Below are 18,556 nucleotides of genomic sequence, written 5' to 3' on the forward strand. Positions count from 1 at the left end.
CCGATCAACTGTAGTCCTCAAGTGGAACGGTCGGCGCGGGTTCGCGGTTCATGGCCCGATGGACGAGCACGGAACCGGTGCCGACGGACGCGAGCGCGAGGCCCGTCACCGACAGGTCGCCCAGCGAGAACGCCCACGGGCCGCCCGGCACCACGTCGTCGGCCACGTCGGCGAGGACGGCCAGCGCGCCCCCGGTGACCAGGATCCGGCCGGCCCGGCGGCGCGGCGGCGGGCCGCCGCCCGCGGCGCGGCCCGCCACCAGTGCGGCGGCACCGAGCGCGACGCCCAGTACTGCCGTGCCCGCCCAGGTGCCCGCCCAGCGGGGGCGCGCGTACCGGGGCGGCGGGTCGTCCACCGCGCCCGCCGGCAGCCGCACCTGGACGAGCACGCCCTCGCGGGGGCGCAGGCCGCGCTGGGTGAAGCCGATCGCGTACGGCCCGTCGCGGTCGCGGAGGCAGCGCGTGGCCGCCAGCGTTCCGCCGGCGTGGCAGGACACCTTGCGCAGCGGGACCGGGGCCTGGACGCGCACCGCGACCTCCCCGATCGGCACGTCCCATGACCTGCCGATCGCGTCCCAGGCCAGCTCGACGCGGTTCCCGTGCGGGGTGAACAGCCCGGCCACCGCGTACTCGAGCACGTACGCCTGGCGGCCGGTGACGCGGCGCCCCCCGCCGCCGATGGTGATCCGCACGTCGTTGAGCAGCCGCAGCGTGCGGGCCCGTGCCGGGGCACCGGTGGACGAGCTGGTCCGCACGTCGCGGACCTCGTAGAGCCGGTCGCCGCGGCGGTACGGCACGTACCGCTCGATGCCGTGCTCGCCGCCGCGGTCGAAGTCGTAGGTGATCGTCTCGCGGACGCGCAGCACGCCGTCGCGGCCGATGGCCATGACGACGTCGTAGGCCGGGATGCTCTCCACCGGGCGCAGCCCGGGCACCGCCGACTCCCGGACGGGCAATGCCTCCCGGCCGGGCGCGGCCTCGGGGACCGGCGCGGGTGCGGACGAGGAGCGGGCGGGCAGCGCCGGTCCGGCGGTCACCAGCGCGGACACACCGACCGCGACCGCCAGCCCCCGGATCCGGCCTCGCACGTCAGGCATGGTGTCACCGATTCCGCACCCGTCGCGCCGTAACGAGCCGTTTCGCATCGCCGGGTTCGGGTCCCCTGGCCCGCGGTAACGCCCGTAAAGTCACCGGGTGTGCGGCGATGGGGGTGGCTCGGGGCGGCCGGCGGGCGCTGGCCCGCCATCACCGATTTCGCCGTCCCCGCCCTGCTCGCGGCGGCTCAGATGGGCGGGACGTGGCTGAACACGGCCGGTGCGGACGGCCCGCTGGACCGGGACCGCTGGATGGCGGGCGTGGCCGCGATCGTGTGCTGCAACCTCGCGCTGATCTGGCGCCGGGTCGCGCCGCGGGCCGTGCTGGCGGTGACGCTCGTCATGAGCGCCGCCGGGACGCTGGCGGTCCACGACGCCGACGCGCTCGTCAGCGGGTTCGCCGAGGTCGTGGCGCTGTTCTCGGTGGCGGTGCACCGCGGCCGCCGCGACGCCATGCTCGGCTGCGCCACCGTGCTGGTCGTCGTGACGCTGGCCTTCGCCCCGGTACGGCCCGGCGTGGAGCTGCTGACCAACGGGACCCTGGACGTCGTCACCTTCGTCGCGGTCACCGCGCTGGGCCAGTTGCGGCGGCAGCGCAAGGCCCGCCACCGGGAACTGTCCGAACGGCTCGCCGGGGCGGAGCGGGAGCGCCGCGACACCGCCGCCGCCGAACGCGAGCGCCTGGCCCGCGACCTGCACGACGTGGCGGGCCACCACCTCAGCTCAGTGGTCGTGCACAGCACCGCCGCCTCCCATCTGGACGACCCGGCCCTGGTCCACCGCGCGCTGACGGCCGCCGCCGACACCGCCCGCGACGTGCTCAAGGCGCTGGACCGCCTGGTGGACGTCGTCGGGCCCGAATCGGGGGACGGCCGGCTGGAGACGCTTCTGCCTCCCCTCTGCCGGGGCCTGGTACGCCTGGGCGTCCCTGTGACGCTCTCAGTCGAGGGACCGCGGCGCCTGCGACCTCAGGTGACCAACGCGGCGTACCGGATCGTCCAGGAGGCGCTCACGAACGCGATGCGGTACGCCCAGGGAGCCGCCGTGACCGTCGAGATCGGCTACGGGGCGGGCGGTCTGGAAGTGGTCGTGCACAACGCCGCGCCGGCCGAGGAGATCCCCGCCCCGGCGCTCGGCGGCGGCCGCGGGATCGCCGGGATGCGCGAACGCGCGGAGTCGCTGGGCGGCGCCCTCGACGCCGGGCCGGACGGCTCGGGCGGCTGGACGGTCCGCGCCGTGCTGCCCGCCTCGGCGTCCGGCGGGCGGCGCAGGGTCGGCTGGCCGGAGGTGCTGGACGGCGCCGCGATCGGGCTGTGCGTGGCGCTGCCGGTGGTGCTGGGCTTCACGCCCGGCGCGGAACTGCTGGCCGACTGGCCGCTCGGCGCGGGGGCGCTGGCGGTCGCGGCGCTGGTCGGACGAGCCCTGCCGCTGTGGTGGCGGCGCCGCGCCCCGTACACGACGCTGGTCGCGCTGGCGCTGATCGACACCTCGTGGGCGGTGCTGGCCGGGTGGACGGGGTCGACGACGATGCTGCTCATGCTGCTGTTCGGCTGCCCCACGGCGATGATCGCGGTGTCCTCGGTGGGCGGCTACGCCCGGCGCACGAAGGCCACCTGGCCCGCGCCGCTGCTCGCCGCGGTGCCGTGGGGCGTGGCGTCCGGCGTTCTGGGCGCGCTGACGGACCCGTCCGCCGGCGACCCCGACGCGGTGGCGTTCGGAGTGGTCGCGAGCGTGAGTTCCGTGCTGTTGCTGCTGCCGTTCTGGGCGTGGGGGCGGGCGGTCGCCGGCCGCGGCGTGCGGTGGGAGGCCGACGCGCTGGAGGCGATGGCGGCCCGCGCCGGCGAGGTCGTGTTCGCCGAACGGCACCGGGTCGCGATGGGCCTGCGCGGGACCGTCCTGGAGCACATCGCCCGGGTCGTGCACACCGCGGACGCGGGGCTGGCGTCGGCGGAAACGGACATGCGGAAGGCGCAGGAGGCGCTGGCGGCCGTCGCGGAGCACGCGCGGGCCGCGCTCACCGACATGCGCGCGCTGCTGGACACAATGCAGGATGAAACCGCGTGACATGCGACTTGAATCCAGGAAACGCGTTCAGCCCTTACCGGCAAAGCGTTCTGACAAGGGTTTCTGACAAGTCGGGATAATGATCCCCGGGAGATCAGTCCTCTTTGCTGAGGGAAGGGCCGGGTTCGTCCTTTGTCAGGGACGTTTTTCCGGCCCCGTCCGCCGGCTTGGCGAGGTCGACCCCGCCGCCGTCCGCGTGGTCCGTTCCGGCGGCGTCGCCGGTGTGGTCGGTGTCGTCGGGGTCGTCGGTGTCGTCGGGGTCGGCGTCGTCCTCGTCGGTCAGCAGCACGCCGACCACGGAACGGATCTTGTCCTCCGACACCGCGCCCGCGCGCAGCAGCCTCGGAATCGACCCGGTCAGGTCCACGATCGTGGACGGCTCGGCATGCCCGGTCGCACCGCCGTCCAGATAGACCGACACCGAGTCGCCGAGCATCTTCTCCGCCTCGGCGACGGTGCGCGCCGGAGCCTCCCCGCTCAGGTTCGCGCTGCTCACCGCGAGCGGGCCGGTCTCCTTGAGCAGCTCCACCGCGAGCTCGTGCATCGGCATCCGCACCGCGACCGTGCCCTTGGTCTCCCCCAGGTCCCACAGCAGGTTCTGGTTGGCCCGGCACACCAGCGTCAGGGCGCCCGGCCAGAACTCGTCGATCAGATCCTGACCGTAGGTGCCCAGATCCTCCACCAGGGCGGTGGCGGCCCGGACGGAGCCCACCAGCACCGGCGGGGGCATCTCCCGGCCCCGCCCCTTGGCGTCCAGCAGCGCGGACACCGCGGGCGGGGTGAACGCGTCGGCGCCGATCCCGTACACCGTGTCGGTCGGCAGCACGATCAGCTCACCGCGCCGCGCGGCCGAGACCGCCTCGGCGATCCCTCGGGTGCGCTCCATCGGCTCGGAGCAGTCATAACGTCGGCTCACGGTCGCTCCTTCTCATTGCAGACGCGAGCTGCGCTCCTCGCCTGGCGGCTCTTCGCTTGCCGCGCCTGCGGCGATCGCCGCATCGCGCCGACTCGCCTTGACGGCTCGCTTCGCGATCAGGTTCTCGCTCCGCTCGAACCTGCCTTCGGACGCGATCGCAGCGGTTGGGGTTGTTGCTGGCCTGGCAGGCCGCTTGCGGTTGGTGCACAAGGGCATTCCCTGCGGAGTCTAGGGCGGGATGGTCTAGGGGACGCCCAGCCGGGCGGTGACGAAGCGGTCGCGGTTGGTCAGATCGCGGCGGTTGCGCACGTCGCGCCAGCCGTTCTCCTCCGCGAAGATCCAGTAGACCCCGTTGCCCTGCAGGTCGCTGTGCTCCACCGCCACGTACCCGCCGGGGCGCAGCAGGCGGCGGGCGGTGCGCTCGACCACGCGGATCGCGTCCAGCCCGTCGTCGCCGCCGCCCCACAGCGCGTCGGCCGGGTCGTGGTCGCGCACGTCGCGCGGCACGTACTCCCACTCGCTCATCGGGATGTACGGCGGATTGCTGATCACGAAGTCGACGGTGCCGTCCAGCTCCCCCAGCGCGGCGCCGAAGTCGCCCAGGTGCAGCCGCACCCGGCCGCGCTCGTCCAGCTCGTCGATGTTGCGGGTGGCGTGCACGAACGCCGTCGGGTCCTTCTCCACCGCGTGCACCCTGGCGCGCGGCGCCTCCACCGCGATCGACAGCGCGATCGCCGCCGACCCGGTGCCCAGATCGACCACCAGCGGGTCCTGGACGTCCATGTCGCGCAGCGTCTCCAGCGCCCAGCCGACCATCACCTCGGTCTCCGGCCGCGGGACGAACACCCCCGGCCCCACCTTCAGCTCCAGGTAGCGGAAGAACGCCCGCCCGGTGATGTGCTGCAGCGGCTCCCCGGCCTCGCGGCGCGCCACGTACTCCCAGAACAGCGCGTCGAACGCGGCGTCGGCCACCTTGTGCAGCTCGGAGCGGTTCACCCCGTGCACCGACGCGGCCAGCTCCTCGGCGTCGGCGCGCGGCGAGGCGGCCCCGGCGTCGGCGAGCCGCGCCGTGGCCCTGGCCACCTCGTCGAGCAGCAGGTTCATGACGACCGACTTGTCTCCCGCCCCGGGCCCGCCGGCTGCTGCGCCTCGGCGAGCCGGCGTTCCATGTCGGCGTCCACCAGCGACTGCGTCACGTTGTGCAGGTCGCCGTCGAGCACCTGGTCGAGGTTGTAGGCCTTGTAGCCGACCCGGTGATCGGAGATCCGGTTCTCCGGGTAGTTGTAGGTGCGCACGCGCTCGGACCGGTCGACCGTGCGGACCTGGCTCTTGCGCTCGGCCGCCGCGGCGGCGTCGGCCTCCTCCTGCGCCATCGCCAGCAGCCGGGACCGCAGGATCCGCAGCGCCTGCTCCTTGTTCTGCAGCTGGCTCTTCTCGTTCTGGCAGGACACCACCACGCCCGTCGGCTCGTGCGTGATCCGCACCGCCGAGTCGGTGGTGTTGACGCTCTGCCCGCCCGGCCCCGACGACCGGTAGACGTCGATGCGCAGGTCGTTGGGGTCGATCTGGACGTCGACGTCCTCGGCCTCCGGGGTGACCAGGACGCCCGCCGCGCTGGTGTGGATGCGGCCCTGCGACTCGGTCACGGGGACCCGCTGGACGCGGTGCACGCCGCCCTCGTACTTCAGGCGCGTCCACACGCCCTCCTCCGGCGTGCCCTTGGCCTTCACCGCGACCGTGACGTCCTTGTACCCGCCCAGGTCGGACGGGTGGGAGTCGATGACCTCGGTCTTCCAGCCGGCCCGCTCGGCGTACCGCAGGTACATGCGCAGCAGGTCGCCGGCGAACAGCGCCGACTCCTCGCCGCCCTCGCCGGCCTTGATCTCCAGGATGACGTCCTTGGCGTCGTTGGGATCGCGCGGCACCAGCAGGCGGCGCAGCCGCTCCGCCAGCTCCTCGCCCCGCCGCTCCAGCTCGGCGGCCTCGGCGGCGAACGCCTCGTCCTCCCCGGCCAGCTCGCGCGCGGCGGCCAGATCGTCCTCGGTGGCGGCCAGCTCGCGGCGGGTCTCGACGATCGGCCGCAGCTCGGCGTAGCGCTTGCCGAGCCGGCGCGCCAGGTTCTGGTCGGCGTGCACGGACGGGTCGGCGAGCCGGCCCTCGATGTCGGCGTATTCGCTGATCAGATCGTCGAGATTCACGGTGTGCCTTGTTCTGGCCCGTCACGGCCGGTCATGACCCGCTTCGGCCGTTTCGCGGGCCGCGGGTGACGTTCGAACGGCCCGGGGAACGCGGTCGCTCCCCGGGCCGGGACCCGGCGCCCGATGACGCCGGGCCGGTGCTGCGAGCGGCCGTGTGCCCGGGCCGCCAGGGGCCTACTTGCCGCGGCCGGCCTTCTTGCCGAAGCGCTGCTCGAAGCGCGCGACCCGGCCGCCGGTGTCCAGGATCTTCTGCTTGCCCGTGTAGAACGGGTGGCAGTTGGAGCACACGTCGGCGTGGATCACGCCGTTCTCGGCGGTGCTGCGGGTCTCGAAGGTGTTGCCGCACGTACACGTCACGGTGGTGACGACGTAGTTCGGGTGGATGTCAGGCTTCACGGGTTCTCCTCGCTTCTGGCGGTCGCCGGGCACTCCCCGGATTCGCGCGGGACGCGCGGGAAAAGGGGGAAGCGTGAACCGGTACCGCAGCGGTTGCAATCCAAGTGTGCCAGATCCTCGAACGTGCCGAGGTCACCCGGCATTCCCGATCATGCCCCGGGTCAGGCTTCGGCGCGGCCCAGGTAGGCCAGGACCGCCATGACCCGGCGGTGCCCGCCCTGCGCGGGCTGCAGGTTCAGTTTCATGAAGATGTTGGAGATGTGCTTCTCCACCGCACCCTCGGTGACCACCAGATCCGCGGCGATCGCCCCGTTCGCCCGGCCCTGCGCCATCAGCCCCAGCACCTCGTGCTCGCGCGGCGTGAGCACGTCGAGCGGGTCCCCGGTGCGGCGCCGCCCGAGCAGCTGCCCGATCACCTCCGGGTCGATCACCGTGCCGCCGGCCGCGATCCGGCGCACCGCGTCGATGAACTCGGCGACCTCGGCCACCCGCTCCTTCAGCAGGTAGCCCACGCCCATGGCGCCGCCGAGGATCAGATCGGTCGCGTACCGCTCCTCCACGTACTGGGAGAGCACCAGGATCGGCGCGTCCGGCACCCGCTCGCGCACCGCCAGCGCCGCGCGCAGCCCCTCGTCGGTGAACGACGGCGGCATCCGCACGTCCACGATCGCCAGATCCGGCCGGTGCTCGAGCACGATGTCGAGCAGGCCCGGACCCTCACCCACCGTCGCCACGGTCTCGATCCCGGCGTCGGCCAGCAGCCGCACCAGCCCTTCCCGCAGCAGCACCGAATCCTCGGCGATCACCACCCGCATCCCCCCATTATCAGGCGCCCGCGCCGTCGCGGCGCCCGCATGCCGGAATCCCGGGCGGACGCGCGCTCGACGGCACGGAAGAACCCGCAGGCCAGGGGACACGAAGGCGAGATCCCGGCCGTCGTACCGGAACGGCCGGGATCTCGTCCGAATGCGGGGGACGGCGCCCGGAGCGACGCGCCCCGCCGGCTACCAGGTGCAGGGCAGGTCGGCGCGGAGCACGGTCGGCCCGCCGGGCGGGCTGTCGACGATCAGCATGCCGTCGATCGTCGCCGCGCGGTCCGCCAGGCCCGCCAGCCCGCCCTCCGGACGGGCGACCGCGCCGCCGACCCCGTTGTCGGCCACCTCGACGACCACCCACGAGTCCTCGCGGGCGACGCGCACGGTGGCGCGGGTCGCCCGGGCGTACTTGGCGATGTTCGCCAGCGCCTCGGCCACGATGAAGTAGGCGATGCTCTCGACCGCGGCCGGCGGGCGCTCGGGCAGGTCCACCTCGACCTCGACCGGCACCGGCGCGCGCCCCGCCAGCCCGGACAGCGCCGGGTCCAGCCCGCGGTCGGTGAGGATCGCCGGGTAGATGCCGCGGGCCAGGTCGCGCAGCTCGGTGATCGCCTCCTTGGTGCCCGTGTGCGCCTGCTCGATCAGGGCCCGCGCGCCCTCCGGGTCGTCGTCCAGCTTGGCCCGGGCCCGGCCGATGTCCATCGCGACCGCCAGCAGCCGCTGCTGCGCGCCGTCGTGCAGATCGCGCTCGATCCGGCGCCGCTCGAACTCGGCCGCGTCCACCCCGCGCGCCCGGCTCGCCCGCAGGTGCGCGGTGCGCTCCCGCAGCTGCACGTTCTCCTCCTGGGACCGGTTCGGGCCGAGCAGCAGCCGGGCGACGAGCATGTGCCCGACCGCCAGCGCCCGCGTCACGTACATCGCCATCACCAGCAGCACCAGCCCGAACGCGGTGCCGGGCAGCGCCGCGAACGCGTTCCCCGCCCAGATCGAGACGAACCCGAGGCCGATCTCGACCCCGCCCGACTCCATCGCGATCAGCGGCAGCGCCAGGAACGTCACGGTGAACGACCAGACCGCCACCGCCACCACGAACTCGAAGATCCCCAGCGGGAACCGCAGGAACAGGTACACCAGGTCCTTCCAGGTCGCCGGGTCCTGCGCCATCACCTTCAGCTTCTTCAGCGGGTTGAGACCCTCCGGAAGCCTCCGGTACGGGGTGGGGATCGGGACCCCGAACGCCAGCCGCGCCAGCGTCCGCTCCACGATCGCCGCGAACCGCCAGCCGACCACCATCAGCGCCAGCATCGGGATGCCCACCCAGATGATCGTCAGCGCCGTCGACAGCGTCAGCCCGACGACCAGGAATATGAACCAGCCCAGCCCGAGCGCCATGCTCGTCCCCATGAAAAGGAGCGATGTCCAGGTCAGCGGTGACCTGGCCATCGCCATCGGGCGCCACGACCCGCTCACTATCGTCGCGCGGCCCCCCGCGGCGGCGGTGCTGCTCAGCTCGCCCACGTCGTTCCTCCATGCCCGGTCCACCGTACGATCCCAGCCTGCCGATCAGCCCCGTACCGGGCCATGGTGCCCGCCGCCGACCCGAGGTAGGGCTAACCCCACCATCCGGGCCCGGCGGGCGGCTGCCAAGCCCTCAGACGGGCCGGCGCGCGGCGTCCCGGCATGGGGACCGGCGCGGCGACGGGCATGGAGAAGGCATGGAGAAGGGCCCGGCGCCCGCGCGTGGTACGCGGGGCCGGGCCCTTCTTCCAGCCGTTAGGCGATCATCATGGCGCGTGCACGGACGCGCCGCCGTCAGCGGTCGTCCGCCACCGTGGTCTTCTGCACCTGCAGGAGGAACTCGGCGTTGGACTTGGTCTCCTTCATCTTCTCGATGAGCAGCTCCAGAGCCTGCTGCGTGTCGAGCGCGTGCAGCACCCGGCGCAGCTGCCAGACCACCCGCAGCTCCTCCGGCGCCATGAGGATCTCCTCCTTGCGGGTGCCGGACGCGTCCACGTCCACCGCGGGGAAGATCCGCTTGTCGGCGAGCTGCCGGTTGAGCTTGAGCTCCATGTTGCCGGTGCCCTTGAACTCCTCGAAGATGACCTCGTCCATGCGGGACCCGGTCTCCACCAGCGCGGTGGCGAGGATGGTCAGCGAGCCGCCGTTCTCGATGTTGCGGGCCGCGCCGAAGAACCGCTTCGGCGGGTACAGCGCGGTCGAGTCGACACCACCGGACAGGATCCGCCCGGACGCCGGGGCGGCCAGGTTGTACGCCCGGCCCAGCCGGGTGATCGAGTCGAGCAGCACGACCACGTCGTGGCCCAGCTCCACGAGCCGCTTGGCCCGCTCGATCGCCAGCTCGGCGACCGTGGTGTGGTCCTCGGCCGGACGGTCGAAGGTCGAGTGGATGACCTCGCCCTTCACCGACCGCTGCATGTCGGTGACCTCTTCGGGACGCTCGTCGACCAGGACGACCATCAGGTGGCACTCGGGGTTGTTCTTGGTGATCGCGTTGGCGATCGACTGCAGCACCATCGTCTTGCCGGCCTTGGGCGGCGACACGATCAGACCGCGCTGCCCCTTGCCGATCGGCGACACCAGGTCGATGATCCGCGTGGTGAGGATCCCCGGGTCGGACTCCAGCCGCAGCCGCTCCTGCGGGTACAGCGGGGTCAGCTTGGTGAAGTCGACGCGGCCCTTGGCCTGCTCGGGCTCCATCCCGTTGACGGTGTCGAGCCGGACCAGCGCGTTGAACTTCTCCCGCCGCTCGCCCTCCCGGGCCTGGCGGACCGCGCCGGTGATGACGTCGCCCTTGCGCAGCCCGTTCTTGCGGACCTGCGCCAGCGAGACGTACACGTCGTTGGGTCCGGGCAGGTAGCCGGTGGTGCGCACGAACGCGTAGTTGTCGAGGATGTCGAGGATGCCCGCGACCGGGATCAGCACGTCGTCCTCGGTGATCACCGGCTCCTCGTAGCGCTCGCGGCCGCCACGGCCCCGGTTGCGCTCGCGGAACCGGCGGCCCCGCCGGCCCCGGCCGCCGCCGTCCTCGTCGTCGGACTGGGCGTCCCGGCCGTCCCGGCCGCCCTGGCCCTGGCCGCCGCGCTGCCGGCCGCCGTCCCGACCGCCGTCCCGGCCGCCCTGGTCACGGCCCTCGCCGCGCTCCCGGCCGCGACCGCGCTGCCGACCGCCCTCGCGACCGCCGTCGCGGCCGTCCCGGCCGCCCTGGCCCTCGCCGTCGTCGTCGGACCGGCCGCCCTGGCCGGACTCGCGCCCGCCCTGCTGCCGGTCGCCCCGCTCCCCGCGCTCGCCCCGGTCGCGCCGCTCCTGCCGCTCCTGGCGGCCCTCGCTCTTCTCGGACCGCTCGGACCGCTCGGACTTGTCGGCCCGCTCGGCGCGGTCGGTCTTCTCGACGCGGTCGGTCTTCTCGGCCCGCTCGGCGCCCTTGGCCTCGCCCTGGCCGTCTCCCTGCGGCTCGCCCTTGGCCTCGCCCCCGCCCGCGCCGGCCGGCCGCTCCGCCGCCGGCTGCTCCGCGGCCGCCTCGGCGATGGTCACCTGGCCCTCGGCCGCATCGCGCTTGGTGGAACGGGTCCGGCGCGGCCGCTCCGCCTTCGCCGGGCCAGCGGCTCCCTGCTCGCCCCCGCCCGAGCCCTGGCCCTCGCCGCCCTGCTTCTCCTGGATGGCGGCGATGAGCTGGCTCTTGCGCATCCCGGTCACACCGGTGATGCCGAGGCTGGACGCGAGCGCCTTGAGCTCGGGCAGCACCATCGCCGAAAGGCCGGTGCCCGTCCGGCGGCGCCGGGGGGTGGCAGGCGCGGCAGCATCGGCCGCGGCCTCGGCGGCAGGTGCCGTGCTGGATGCGTCCGTAAGCAGTTCGCTGGATTCGCTCACTAAGGGTCCTTCCCAGGGAGCGGGTGTAGGCCGGCGATCGGCCAGGCAACCCGGTAGTGCGGCCCGGCGGGGGCGCCGAGTCGGGCTCCGCGGCCCGCGGTTTTACCGCGTTCCGCGATTTCTGGGCATAGCCAGATGGTGGTCGGGACGGTTCGCTCGTGCGAGTTCCCGGTACCGCCACGTCCGAAGTTGGTTCGTTGAAACGCCTGACATCGGGATGTCACGGTGTCGGGAAGCCTAGTACGCGGGACCGACACGGCCGGAGGGCCGTAGAGGCGACGCGCGGCTGACGAGCACACGGCCCCGAACGGGGCATCTGGTGCGGCAATCAGCCTAACATCACCAGGGCGCACTGCTATTCCCCAGAGGTCGATGTCTTCGCATTTTACTAGCAGGATCGGTCCGTCCGGCCCCGCGAGAAGGTCAGGGCCGGAGGCTGGAACCGTGGTGCCGAACGCGGGCTCCGTCGGGGGCGACGTTCAGCGGGTGTATGTGCCAGCCATTACCCACTTCCGCGCACATCGAATCAACTTGCGCGGCGCTTGTGAAGACCAGGACAGTAGGACCTGCCCCGGAAATGACCGCCGGAAGGCCCGCCGCGCGCAACCGCGCCACCAGCGCGGCCGACTCCGGCATCGCGGGCGCCCGGTGATCCTGGTGCAGCCGGTCCTCGGTCGCCGCCAGCAGCACGTCCCCGCCGAGGCCCCCCGAAAGCGCCGCGATCAGCAGCGCGGCGCGGCCCGCGTTGGCCGCCGCGTCGCCGTGCGGGACGGTCTCCGGCAGCAGCCCGCGGGCCTGCTCGGTCGCCAGCCGCTGCTCCGGGACCAGCGCCGTGACCTCGTCCAACCGCGGATCGAGCCGTACCGAACGGGGGCCGCCCGCGTCCGTCCAGGCGATCGTGAGCCCGCCCGCCAGGCACGGCGCCACGTTGTCGGGATGGCCCTCGATCTCGGTGGCCAGCCGGAGCGCCGCGGCGTCGTCCAGCCGGGCGCCCGCGGGGTGCAGGTGCCGCGCCGCGACGATCCCCGCCACGATCGCGGCGGACGACGACCCGAGCCCGCGGCTGTGCGGGATCCGGTTCACGCAGCGCAGCCGCAGCCCCGGCGGCCGGCCTGGATCGGTCCCCGCCAGGGCGTCCAGCTCGGCGAAGGCGCGCCGCAGGACGGTCACGATGAGGTGCCCCTCGCCGCGGTCGGCGACCTCGGCGCCCTCGCCGTCCACCTCGATCTCCAGCCCGCCGCCGGTCACCGCGACCTCGACGTCGTCGTACAGCGTCAGCGCCAGGCCCAGCGAGTCGAACCCGGGCCCGAGATTGGCACTGGTCGCCGGCGTCCGCACCAGGACGGGCGCCTCGGCCCAGCCCCGCACGGCGGCGCCGGGTTCCCGGACGGTCACGCCAGGCCCAGCGCGGACGCGGCCATGTGCGCGTCCACCTTGACGGTGGTCGGGGCGGGCGCGCCCGAGATCGCCCAGTCGGGGTCCTTCAGACCGTTCCCCGTCACCGTGCAGACCACCTTCGAACCCCGCTCCACCACGCCGCCCTCGACGGCCTGCAGCAGCCCCGCCACGCTCGCCGCCGAGGCGGGCTCGACGAACACGCCCTCCTCCGCCGCCAGCAGCCGGTACGCGCGCAGGATCTGCCGGTCGGTGACCGAGTCGATCGCGCCGCCGGACTCGTCCCGCGCCGCGATCGCCAGATCCCAGGACGCGGGGTTGCCGATCCGGATCGCGGTGGCGATCGTCTGCGGCTTCAGCACCGGCTCGCCCTTGACGAACGGCGCCGCCCCGCTGGCCTGGAACCCCAGCATCCGCGGGGTCCTGGACGCGACCTCGTCGGCCCCGTACTCCTTGTAGCCCATCCAGTACGCGGAGATGTTGCCGGCGTTGCCGACCGGCAGGCAGTGCACGTCGGGGGCGTCGCCGAGCGCGTCCACGATCTCGAACGCGGCGGTCTTCTGCCCCTGCAGCCGGTACTTGTTGACCGAGTTGACCAGCGCCACCGGGTAGTCCACCGACAGCTTGCGGGCCAGCTCCAGGCAGTCGTCGAAGTTGCCGTCGACCTGGAGCAGCCGGGCGCCGTGCACCAGCGCCTGCGCCAGCTTGCCCATCGCGATCTTGCCTTGCGGCACCAGCACGGCGCAGGTCATCCCGGCCCGGACCGCGTAGGCGGCGGCCGAGGCCGAGGTGTTGCCGGTGGAGGCGCAGATCACCGCCTTGGCGCCGTCCTCGGCGGCCTTGCTGATCGCCATCGTCATCCCGCGGTCCTTGAACGACCCGGTCGGATTGGCGCCCTCGACCTTGAGGAACACCTCGCAGCCGGTGAGCTGGGACACGCGGAGGGCGGGCAGCAGCGGCGTCCCGCCCTCCTGCAAGGTGACGACCGGAGTCGCGTCCGTCACCGGAAGGCGGTCGCGGTACTCCTCGATGAGACCGCGCCAGGTGCGGACGGTCGGGTTCACGTCGATCTCCTCAGTTGACCTCACCCCCCTCGTAAACGAGGGGGATTCCTCCCCTCACGGGTCGGGTGTTCTGCTTCACAGCCCGTCGCCGCCTGGGGCTACCAGCAAGGGACGGTGTGCCGCCCACGGTCTTACACAAGCTCCACAGACCTAACATCCCGCCAGCCCGGCGGTAGGCCCGATCATCGCAGCTTTCGCTGCTCAGGCACCGGAATGCTATCACCGGTGCGGGCAGGACCGCCCCATTCCGGGTCCGGGGTCAGTCCTCGCCCTCGACCCGCATGACGCTGGCCACCTCGCGGACGATGTCGAGCTTGCGGAGCCGTTCCACGGTCGCCGACAGGGCGGCGTCCGGCGCGCGGTGGGTGACCACGACGAGCTGGGCGTCGTCGCCGAGCCCCTCCTGGCGGACCGCCTGGATGGAGACCTCGTGCCGGGCGAACTCCTCGGCGACCGCGGCCAGCACGCCGGACCTGTCGGCCACGTCCAGCTGCACGTAGTAGCGCGTGATCGTCTCGCCCATCGGCAGGACGGGCAGCTTGGCGTAGGTCACCTCGACCGGCCCGCGGCTGCCGGCGACCAGGTTGCGGGCCACCGCGACCAGGTCGCCGAGGATCGCCGACGCGGTCGGGGCGCCGCCGGCGCCCGCCCCGTAGAACATCAGCGGGCCCGCCGATTCGGCCTCGACGAAAACCGCGTTGTAGGCCCCGCGCACGCTGGCCAGCGGATGCGAGCGCGGGATCATCGCCGGGTAGACCCGGACCGAGACGCCGCGCCCGCCGTTCCGGCCGTCCTCGGCCGGGACGCGCTCGCAGATGGCCAGCAGCTTGACCACGCTGTCCATCTCCTCAGCGCCCGCCACGTCCGCCGCGGTGACCTCGGTGATCCCCTCCCGGTGCACGTCGGCGGCGGTGACCGGGGTGTGGAACGCCAGCTGCGCCAGGATCGCCGCCTTGGCCGCCGCGTCGAAACCCTCCACGTCCGCGGTCGGGTCGGCCTCCGCGAAGCCGAGCGCCTGGGCCTCCTCCAGCGCGTCGTTGAAACCCGCGCCGTGGGTGTCCATCTGGTCGAGGATGTAGTTGGTGGTGCCGTTCACGATGCCCAGCACCCGGTGCACGTGATCGCCGACCAGCGACTCGCGCAGCGGGCGCAGCAGCGGGATCGCCCCGGCCACCGCGGCCTCGTAGTACAGGTCGGCGCCGCACTCGCGGGCCGCGGCGAACAGCGTCTCGCCGTCCTCGGCCAGCAGCGCCTTGTTGGCGGTGATCACCGACTTGCCGGCCTTCATCGCCTCCAGCATCAGCGACCGGGCCGGCTCGATGCCGCCGATCACCTCCACCACCAGGTCCACGTCGTCCCGCGTGACCAGGGCCTGCGCGTCGGTGGTGAGCAGCGCCGGGTCGATGCCCTCGCGGACCCGGTCCAGCCGCCGCACCGCGATCCCGGCCACCTCCAGGGGGACCCCGACCCGCGCGGTCAGATCGGCCGCCTGCTCGCGCAGCAGCCGCACGACCTCCGAGCCGACGACGCCGCATCCCAGCAGCGCCACCCGCAGCGGGCCCCGTTCGGGTTTCACGCTCCAACCTCCGCATCAAGCCGCAACAGGTCGTCCTGGGTCTCCCGGCGGACGATGACCCGCGACGCGCCGTTCCGCACCGCCACCACCGCCGGCTTCGGAACGAAGTTGTAGTTACTGGCCATTGATCGACAGTACGCACCGGTCGCCGCGACCGCCACCAGGTCTCCCGCCGCAAGATCTTCGGGCAGCCACAGGTCTCGCACGACGATATCGCCGCTTTCGCAGTGCTTGCCGACAAGTCTGCCGAGCATCGGGCCGGAGTCGGACGACCGGCTCGCCAGCACGCAGGTGTATTCGGCGCCGTACAGGGCGGTTCGGAGGTTGTCGCTCATGCCCCCGTCGACAGAGACGTAGGTGCGCAGGCCCTCCACGTCCTTGACGGTGCCGACCTCGTACAGCGTGACCCCGCCCGGGCCGATGATCGCCCGGCCCGGCTCGACGGTCAGCCGCGGCATCGCGAGCCCGTACGCCTTGCACTCGCGGCTCACGATCGAGCGCAGCCCGTCCGCCAGGTCCTTGGGGTCGTGCGGCTCGTCGCCCGGCACGTAGGCGATCCCGTAGCCGCCGCCGAGGTCCAGCTCGGGGAGCTCGATCCCGTGCTCGTCCCGGATGGCCACCAGGAGCTGCGCCAGGCGGTGCGCCGCAACTTCGAAACCGTCGGTTTCAAAGATCTGCGAACCGATATGGGAGTGCAGTCCCACCAGTTCCAGCTGCTGGAGCTCCAGCACCCTCCGGACGGCCTCCAGGGCCGCCCCCGAACTCCGGGAGAAACCGAACTTCTGATCATCATGTGCGGTCGCGATGAACTCGTGCGTGTGCGCCTCCACACCCGTGGTGACCCGCACCATCACCTTGGCCCGCACGCCCTTCTCCTTGGCCAGGTATCCGACCCGCGCGATCTCCTGGAAGGAGTCGAGCACAATGCGTCCGACCCCCACCTCGACCGCACGCTCCAGCTCCCCGACCGACTTGTTGCTCCCGTGCATGGTGATGCGCTCGGCGGGGAAATCCGCGGCCAGCGCCACCGCGAGCTCTCCCCCGCTGCACACGTCCAGCCCGAGCCCCTCCTCCTTGAGCCACCGGGCGACCGCCGTGCACAGGAAAGCCTTGCCCGCATAGTGGACGTCGCCGTCATGGAACGCGGTCACGTACTCCCGCGCGCGCGACCGCACGTCCTCCTCGTCATAGACGAACAGCGGCGTCCCGTACTCCCGGGCCAGGTCGCGCACGTCGAGGCCGCCGATCGTCACCACGCCGTCCTCGCGCTTGGCGCCGCGGGGCCAGATGTGCGGATCCAGCACATTCAGGTCCTCCGCCGGAGGCAGCGGGTGTTCTTCGGGCAGGACGTCGGCGTGCCGCGGTCCGGCCGGGTGAACTCTGCTCATAGTCGCTCTCTAGGGATTTCACCGATCATCTTCAGGCCGTTGCTCAGGGCGATGCGCGCCGCCTCCGCCAGCGTGATCCGCGCGGCGTGCACCGCCCCTGGTTTCTCCTCACCCTGGGGCAGCGCCGGGCACCGCTCGTAAACGTCGTGGAAGCCGTCCGCGAGACGCACCAGAAACCCCGACAACTCACCGTGGCGGGCCCATCCGGGCATCTCCCCCAACAAGGCGAGCAACGCCTGCTCTTCCGGCCGCTCCAGCCCCACGGGCCGTCCGCCGCGCATCCCGAAATCCCGGGCGCGCCGCCCCACGGCCGCCGCGCGCGCGAACGCGTACCGCACCCGAAACCCAGGGTTTTCAAATGTCCGAGGCCGATCGGGCCACGAAAAGGAACGAACCGATCCCCACCCGTAACGTTCCCCCTCGGCCACGACGTCCGCCGCCAAATCCCCAGGGCACGCAACGGCGATCCGGAGGAACCCCCCGTCCACGTCCACCCGGGCGATCCCGGGGACCTTCTCGAGTCGGCCGGCGAGCACCCGAGCATCCACCCCGGTACGCAACGCCGCGGGACTACCGTAGATCCCCGCCCCCAGACACCGAAGCCCCAGGTCAGGCGGGCCCACCTCGCCCACCGCACCCATGAGGGCAGCATTCACCTCGGCCGGAGTCACTCTGGTGAGACTATCCGACCACTATGTGGACGCCGCCGCCAGCTTCCGCACCGTCTGGATCAGCTGGTTGGGGTCGAAGGGCTTGGTCACGTAGGCGTCGACACCGATCTCATACCCCCTCCTGACATCGTGCTCCTGCGCCCTGGCCGTGATCATCACCACCTTGATGTGCCGGGTCTCCTCGTCCTCCCGCAGCCGGATCGCGGTCCCCCACCCGTCCAGCCGCGGCATCATCACATCGAGCGTGATCACGTCCGGGCAGGCCCCCCGGACCTTCTCCAGGCAGTCCTGACCGTCCACCGCGGTCACCACATCAAACCCTTCAAGCTGCAGGTTCACGGCGATGAGCTGGCGTATCACCTCATCGTCATCGACGACGAGCACGCGTCCCAGGGGCTCGGTCACGGCCACGAAGTTAGTCGACTCCGCACGGCAACGCACAGCGAACCGTCCAGGTGCGCGCGTGGTCCCCAACCCTGGTAGCCTTCTTCTCGCGCCGAACGACCAGGGCGCAGGCCCCCTTAGCTCAGGGGATAGAGCAACGGCCTCCGGAGCCGTGTGCGCAGGTTCGAATCCTGCAGGGGGCGCCCCACAGACCCGTGCACGATCATCATCGTGTGCGGGCTTTTGATCTTTTAGGCTGTCCTCAGCCGCCTCTCGCTGAGCGGGAATCACCTCGGGCGTGATGGTCACCTGGCAGAGCACCTTGTTGGCCTTGCGGTCGTAGCGCATCTCCAGCCGGAACGCCTCGAAACAGCTTCCGCAACGTCGCCTCTGGAACCTGGCCGAGATCGATGCTTCCCGTCGGGATCTTGTTGAGAAGGTCGGGGCACTGGCGGATGGGACGGGTGTTTTCCAACTCGGCGAGCTTGGCCTTCTTCTCGTCGCGTTCGGCGCTGAGCTGAGCGGCTCGGGCGTTGACGTCGCGGGTGAACTCGGGGTCCGGCACCTCGACATGTTCGAGACTGGCGATCAGTCGCTCCCGCCGCTGTGAGCTCGTTGATGGCCTTGCGGGTGACCTTCACAGCGGCCTGGTGCTCTTCCGCTGCTCACCCAGCCGCCTGACCGGCATCGTTCAAGCCATCCTCACCC

The 18,556-nt window shown here is 72.4% G+C and carries 16 protein-coding genes and 1 tRNA gene; 2 read left to right on the plus strand and 15 right to left on the minus strand.

What is annotated here, in order from left to right:
• Positions 1-4: 4 nt before the first annotated feature.
• The gene (locus ABD340_RS19160; protein ID WP_344590342.1) at positions 5-1,096 is read right to left on the minus strand and encodes a DUF2207 domain-containing protein; all 1,092 of its coding nucleotides are present in this window, start codon (positions 1,094-1,096) and stop codon (positions 5-7) included.
• 99 nt (positions 1,097-1,195) lie between these two features.
• On the opposite strand from ABD340_RS19160, the gene ABD340_RS19165 reads away from it, so the two are divergent.
• Positions 1,196-3,157, plus strand: a complete 1,962-nt coding sequence (locus ABD340_RS19165) for a sensor histidine kinase (RefSeq protein WP_344590343.1) — start codon at positions 1,196-1,198, stop codon at positions 3,155-3,157.
• A 94-nt stretch (positions 3,158-3,251) separates the two neighbouring features.
• Here ABD340_RS19165 and ABD340_RS19170 read toward each other — a convergent pair whose 3' ends face one another.
• From ABD340_RS19170 to ABD340_RS19230, 13 genes are all read right to left on the minus strand, one after another.
• Positions 3,252-4,073: an L-threonylcarbamoyladenylate synthase gene (locus ABD340_RS19170; protein WP_344590344.1), complete on the minus strand. Its 822-nt coding sequence runs from the start codon at positions 4,071-4,073 to the stop codon at positions 3,252-3,254.
• 243 nt (positions 4,074-4,316) lie between these two features.
• Complete coding sequence (prmC, locus tag ABD340_RS19175; protein WP_344590345.1) at positions 4,317-5,177, minus strand: peptide chain release factor N(5)-glutamine methyltransferase; 861 nt, start codon at positions 5,175-5,177, stop codon at positions 4,317-4,319.
• On the minus strand, positions 5,174-6,271 hold the full coding sequence (prfA, locus tag ABD340_RS19180; protein ID WP_344590346.1) for a peptide chain release factor 1: 1,098 nt from the start codon (positions 6,269-6,271) through the stop codon (positions 5,174-5,176). The genes prmC and prfA overlap by 4 nt, the downstream gene beginning before the upstream one ends.
• A 174-nt stretch (positions 6,272-6,445) precedes the next feature.
• Positions 6,446-6,667 carry a 50S ribosomal protein L31 gene (gene rpmE, locus ABD340_RS19185; RefSeq protein WP_344590347.1) on the minus strand — a complete coding sequence of 74 codons (222 nt, stop codon included), beginning with the start codon at positions 6,665-6,667 and terminating at the stop codon, positions 6,446-6,448.
• 161 nt (positions 6,668-6,828) lie between these two features.
• Positions 6,829-7,482, minus strand: a complete 654-nt coding sequence (locus ABD340_RS19190) for a response regulator transcription factor (RefSeq protein ID WP_344590348.1) — start codon at positions 7,480-7,482, stop codon at positions 6,829-6,831.
• Positions 7,483-7,671: 189 nt separating this feature from the next.
• Positions 7,672-9,000 (minus strand): sensor histidine kinase, encoded by a 1,329-nt coding sequence (locus ABD340_RS19195; protein ID WP_344590349.1) that lies wholly within the window; start codon positions 8,998-9,000, stop codon positions 7,672-7,674.
• A gap of 294 nt (positions 9,001-9,294) precedes the next feature.
• Positions 9,295-11,370: a transcription termination factor Rho gene (rho, locus tag ABD340_RS19200; RefSeq protein WP_344590350.1), complete on the minus strand. Its 2,076-nt coding sequence runs from the start codon at positions 11,368-11,370 to the stop codon at positions 9,295-9,297.
• Positions 11,371-11,793: 423 nt separating this feature from the next.
• A complete protein-coding gene (thrB, locus tag ABD340_RS19205) occupies positions 11,794-12,765 on the minus strand; it encodes a homoserine kinase (protein ID WP_344590351.1) in 972 nt (323 codons plus the stop codon).
• Entirely contained in the window at positions 12,762-13,829 is a 1,068-nt protein-coding gene (gene thrC / locus ABD340_RS19210; protein WP_344590352.1) for a threonine synthase, read from the minus strand. The genes thrB and thrC overlap by 4 nt, the downstream gene beginning before the upstream one ends.
• Positions 13,830-14,088: 259 nt before the next feature.
• Positions 14,089-15,378 (minus strand): homoserine dehydrogenase, encoded by a 1,290-nt coding sequence (locus ABD340_RS19215; RefSeq protein ID WP_344590745.1) that lies wholly within the window; start codon positions 15,376-15,378, stop codon positions 14,089-14,091.
• Positions 15,379-15,401: 23 nt separating this feature from the next.
• Complete coding sequence (gene lysA, locus ABD340_RS19220; RefSeq protein ID WP_344590353.1) at positions 15,402-16,793, minus strand: diaminopimelate decarboxylase; 1,392 nt, start codon at positions 16,791-16,793, stop codon at positions 15,402-15,404.
• On the minus strand, positions 16,790-17,131 hold the full coding sequence (locus tag ABD340_RS19225; protein ID WP_344590354.1) for a DALR anticodon-binding domain-containing protein: 342 nt from the start codon (positions 17,129-17,131) through the stop codon (positions 16,790-16,792). The genes lysA and ABD340_RS19225 overlap by 4 nt, the downstream gene beginning before the upstream one ends.
• A gap of 354 nt (positions 17,132-17,485) precedes the next feature.
• A complete protein-coding gene (locus ABD340_RS19230; protein WP_344590746.1) occupies positions 17,486-17,848 on the minus strand; it encodes a response regulator transcription factor in 363 nt (120 codons plus the stop codon).
• Positions 17,849-17,979: 131 nt separating this feature from the next.
• Between ABD340_RS19230 and ABD340_RS19235 the strand changes: the two genes are divergently transcribed.
• A tRNA-Arg gene (locus ABD340_RS19235) sits at positions 17,980-18,051 on the plus strand.
• Positions 18,052-18,110: 59 nt separating this feature from the next.
• Here ABD340_RS19235 and ABD340_RS19240 read toward each other — a convergent pair.
• Positions 18,111-18,413: a hypothetical protein gene (locus tag ABD340_RS19240; RefSeq protein ID WP_344590355.1), complete on the minus strand. Its 303-nt coding sequence runs from the start codon at positions 18,411-18,413 to the stop codon at positions 18,111-18,113.
• Between the last annotated feature and the right edge of the window lie 143 nt (positions 18,414-18,556).

This window comes from Actinomadura vinacea (assembly GCF_039532545.1).
Taxonomy (GTDB): Bacteria; Actinomycetota; Actinomycetes; order Streptosporangiales; family Streptosporangiaceae; genus Spirillospora; species Spirillospora vinacea.

Excerpts from the sequence above, each read along its gene's own strand:
- ABD340_RS19160 (WP_344590342.1), bottom strand. The coding sequence starts at position 1,096 with ATGCCTGACGTGCGAGGCCGGATCCGGGGGCTGGCGGTCGCGGTCGGT.
- prmC (WP_344590345.1), bottom strand. The coding sequence starts at position 5,177 with ATGAACCTGCTGCTCGACGAGGTGGCCAGGGCCACGGCGCGGCTCGCC.
- ABD340_RS19190 (WP_344590348.1), bottom strand. The coding sequence starts at position 7,482 with ATGCGGGTGGTGATCGCCGAGGATTCGGTGCTGCTGCGGGAAGGGCTG.
- lysA (WP_344590353.1), bottom strand. The coding sequence starts at position 16,793 with ATGAGCAGAGTTCACCCGGCCGGACCGCGGCACGCCGACGTCCTGCCC.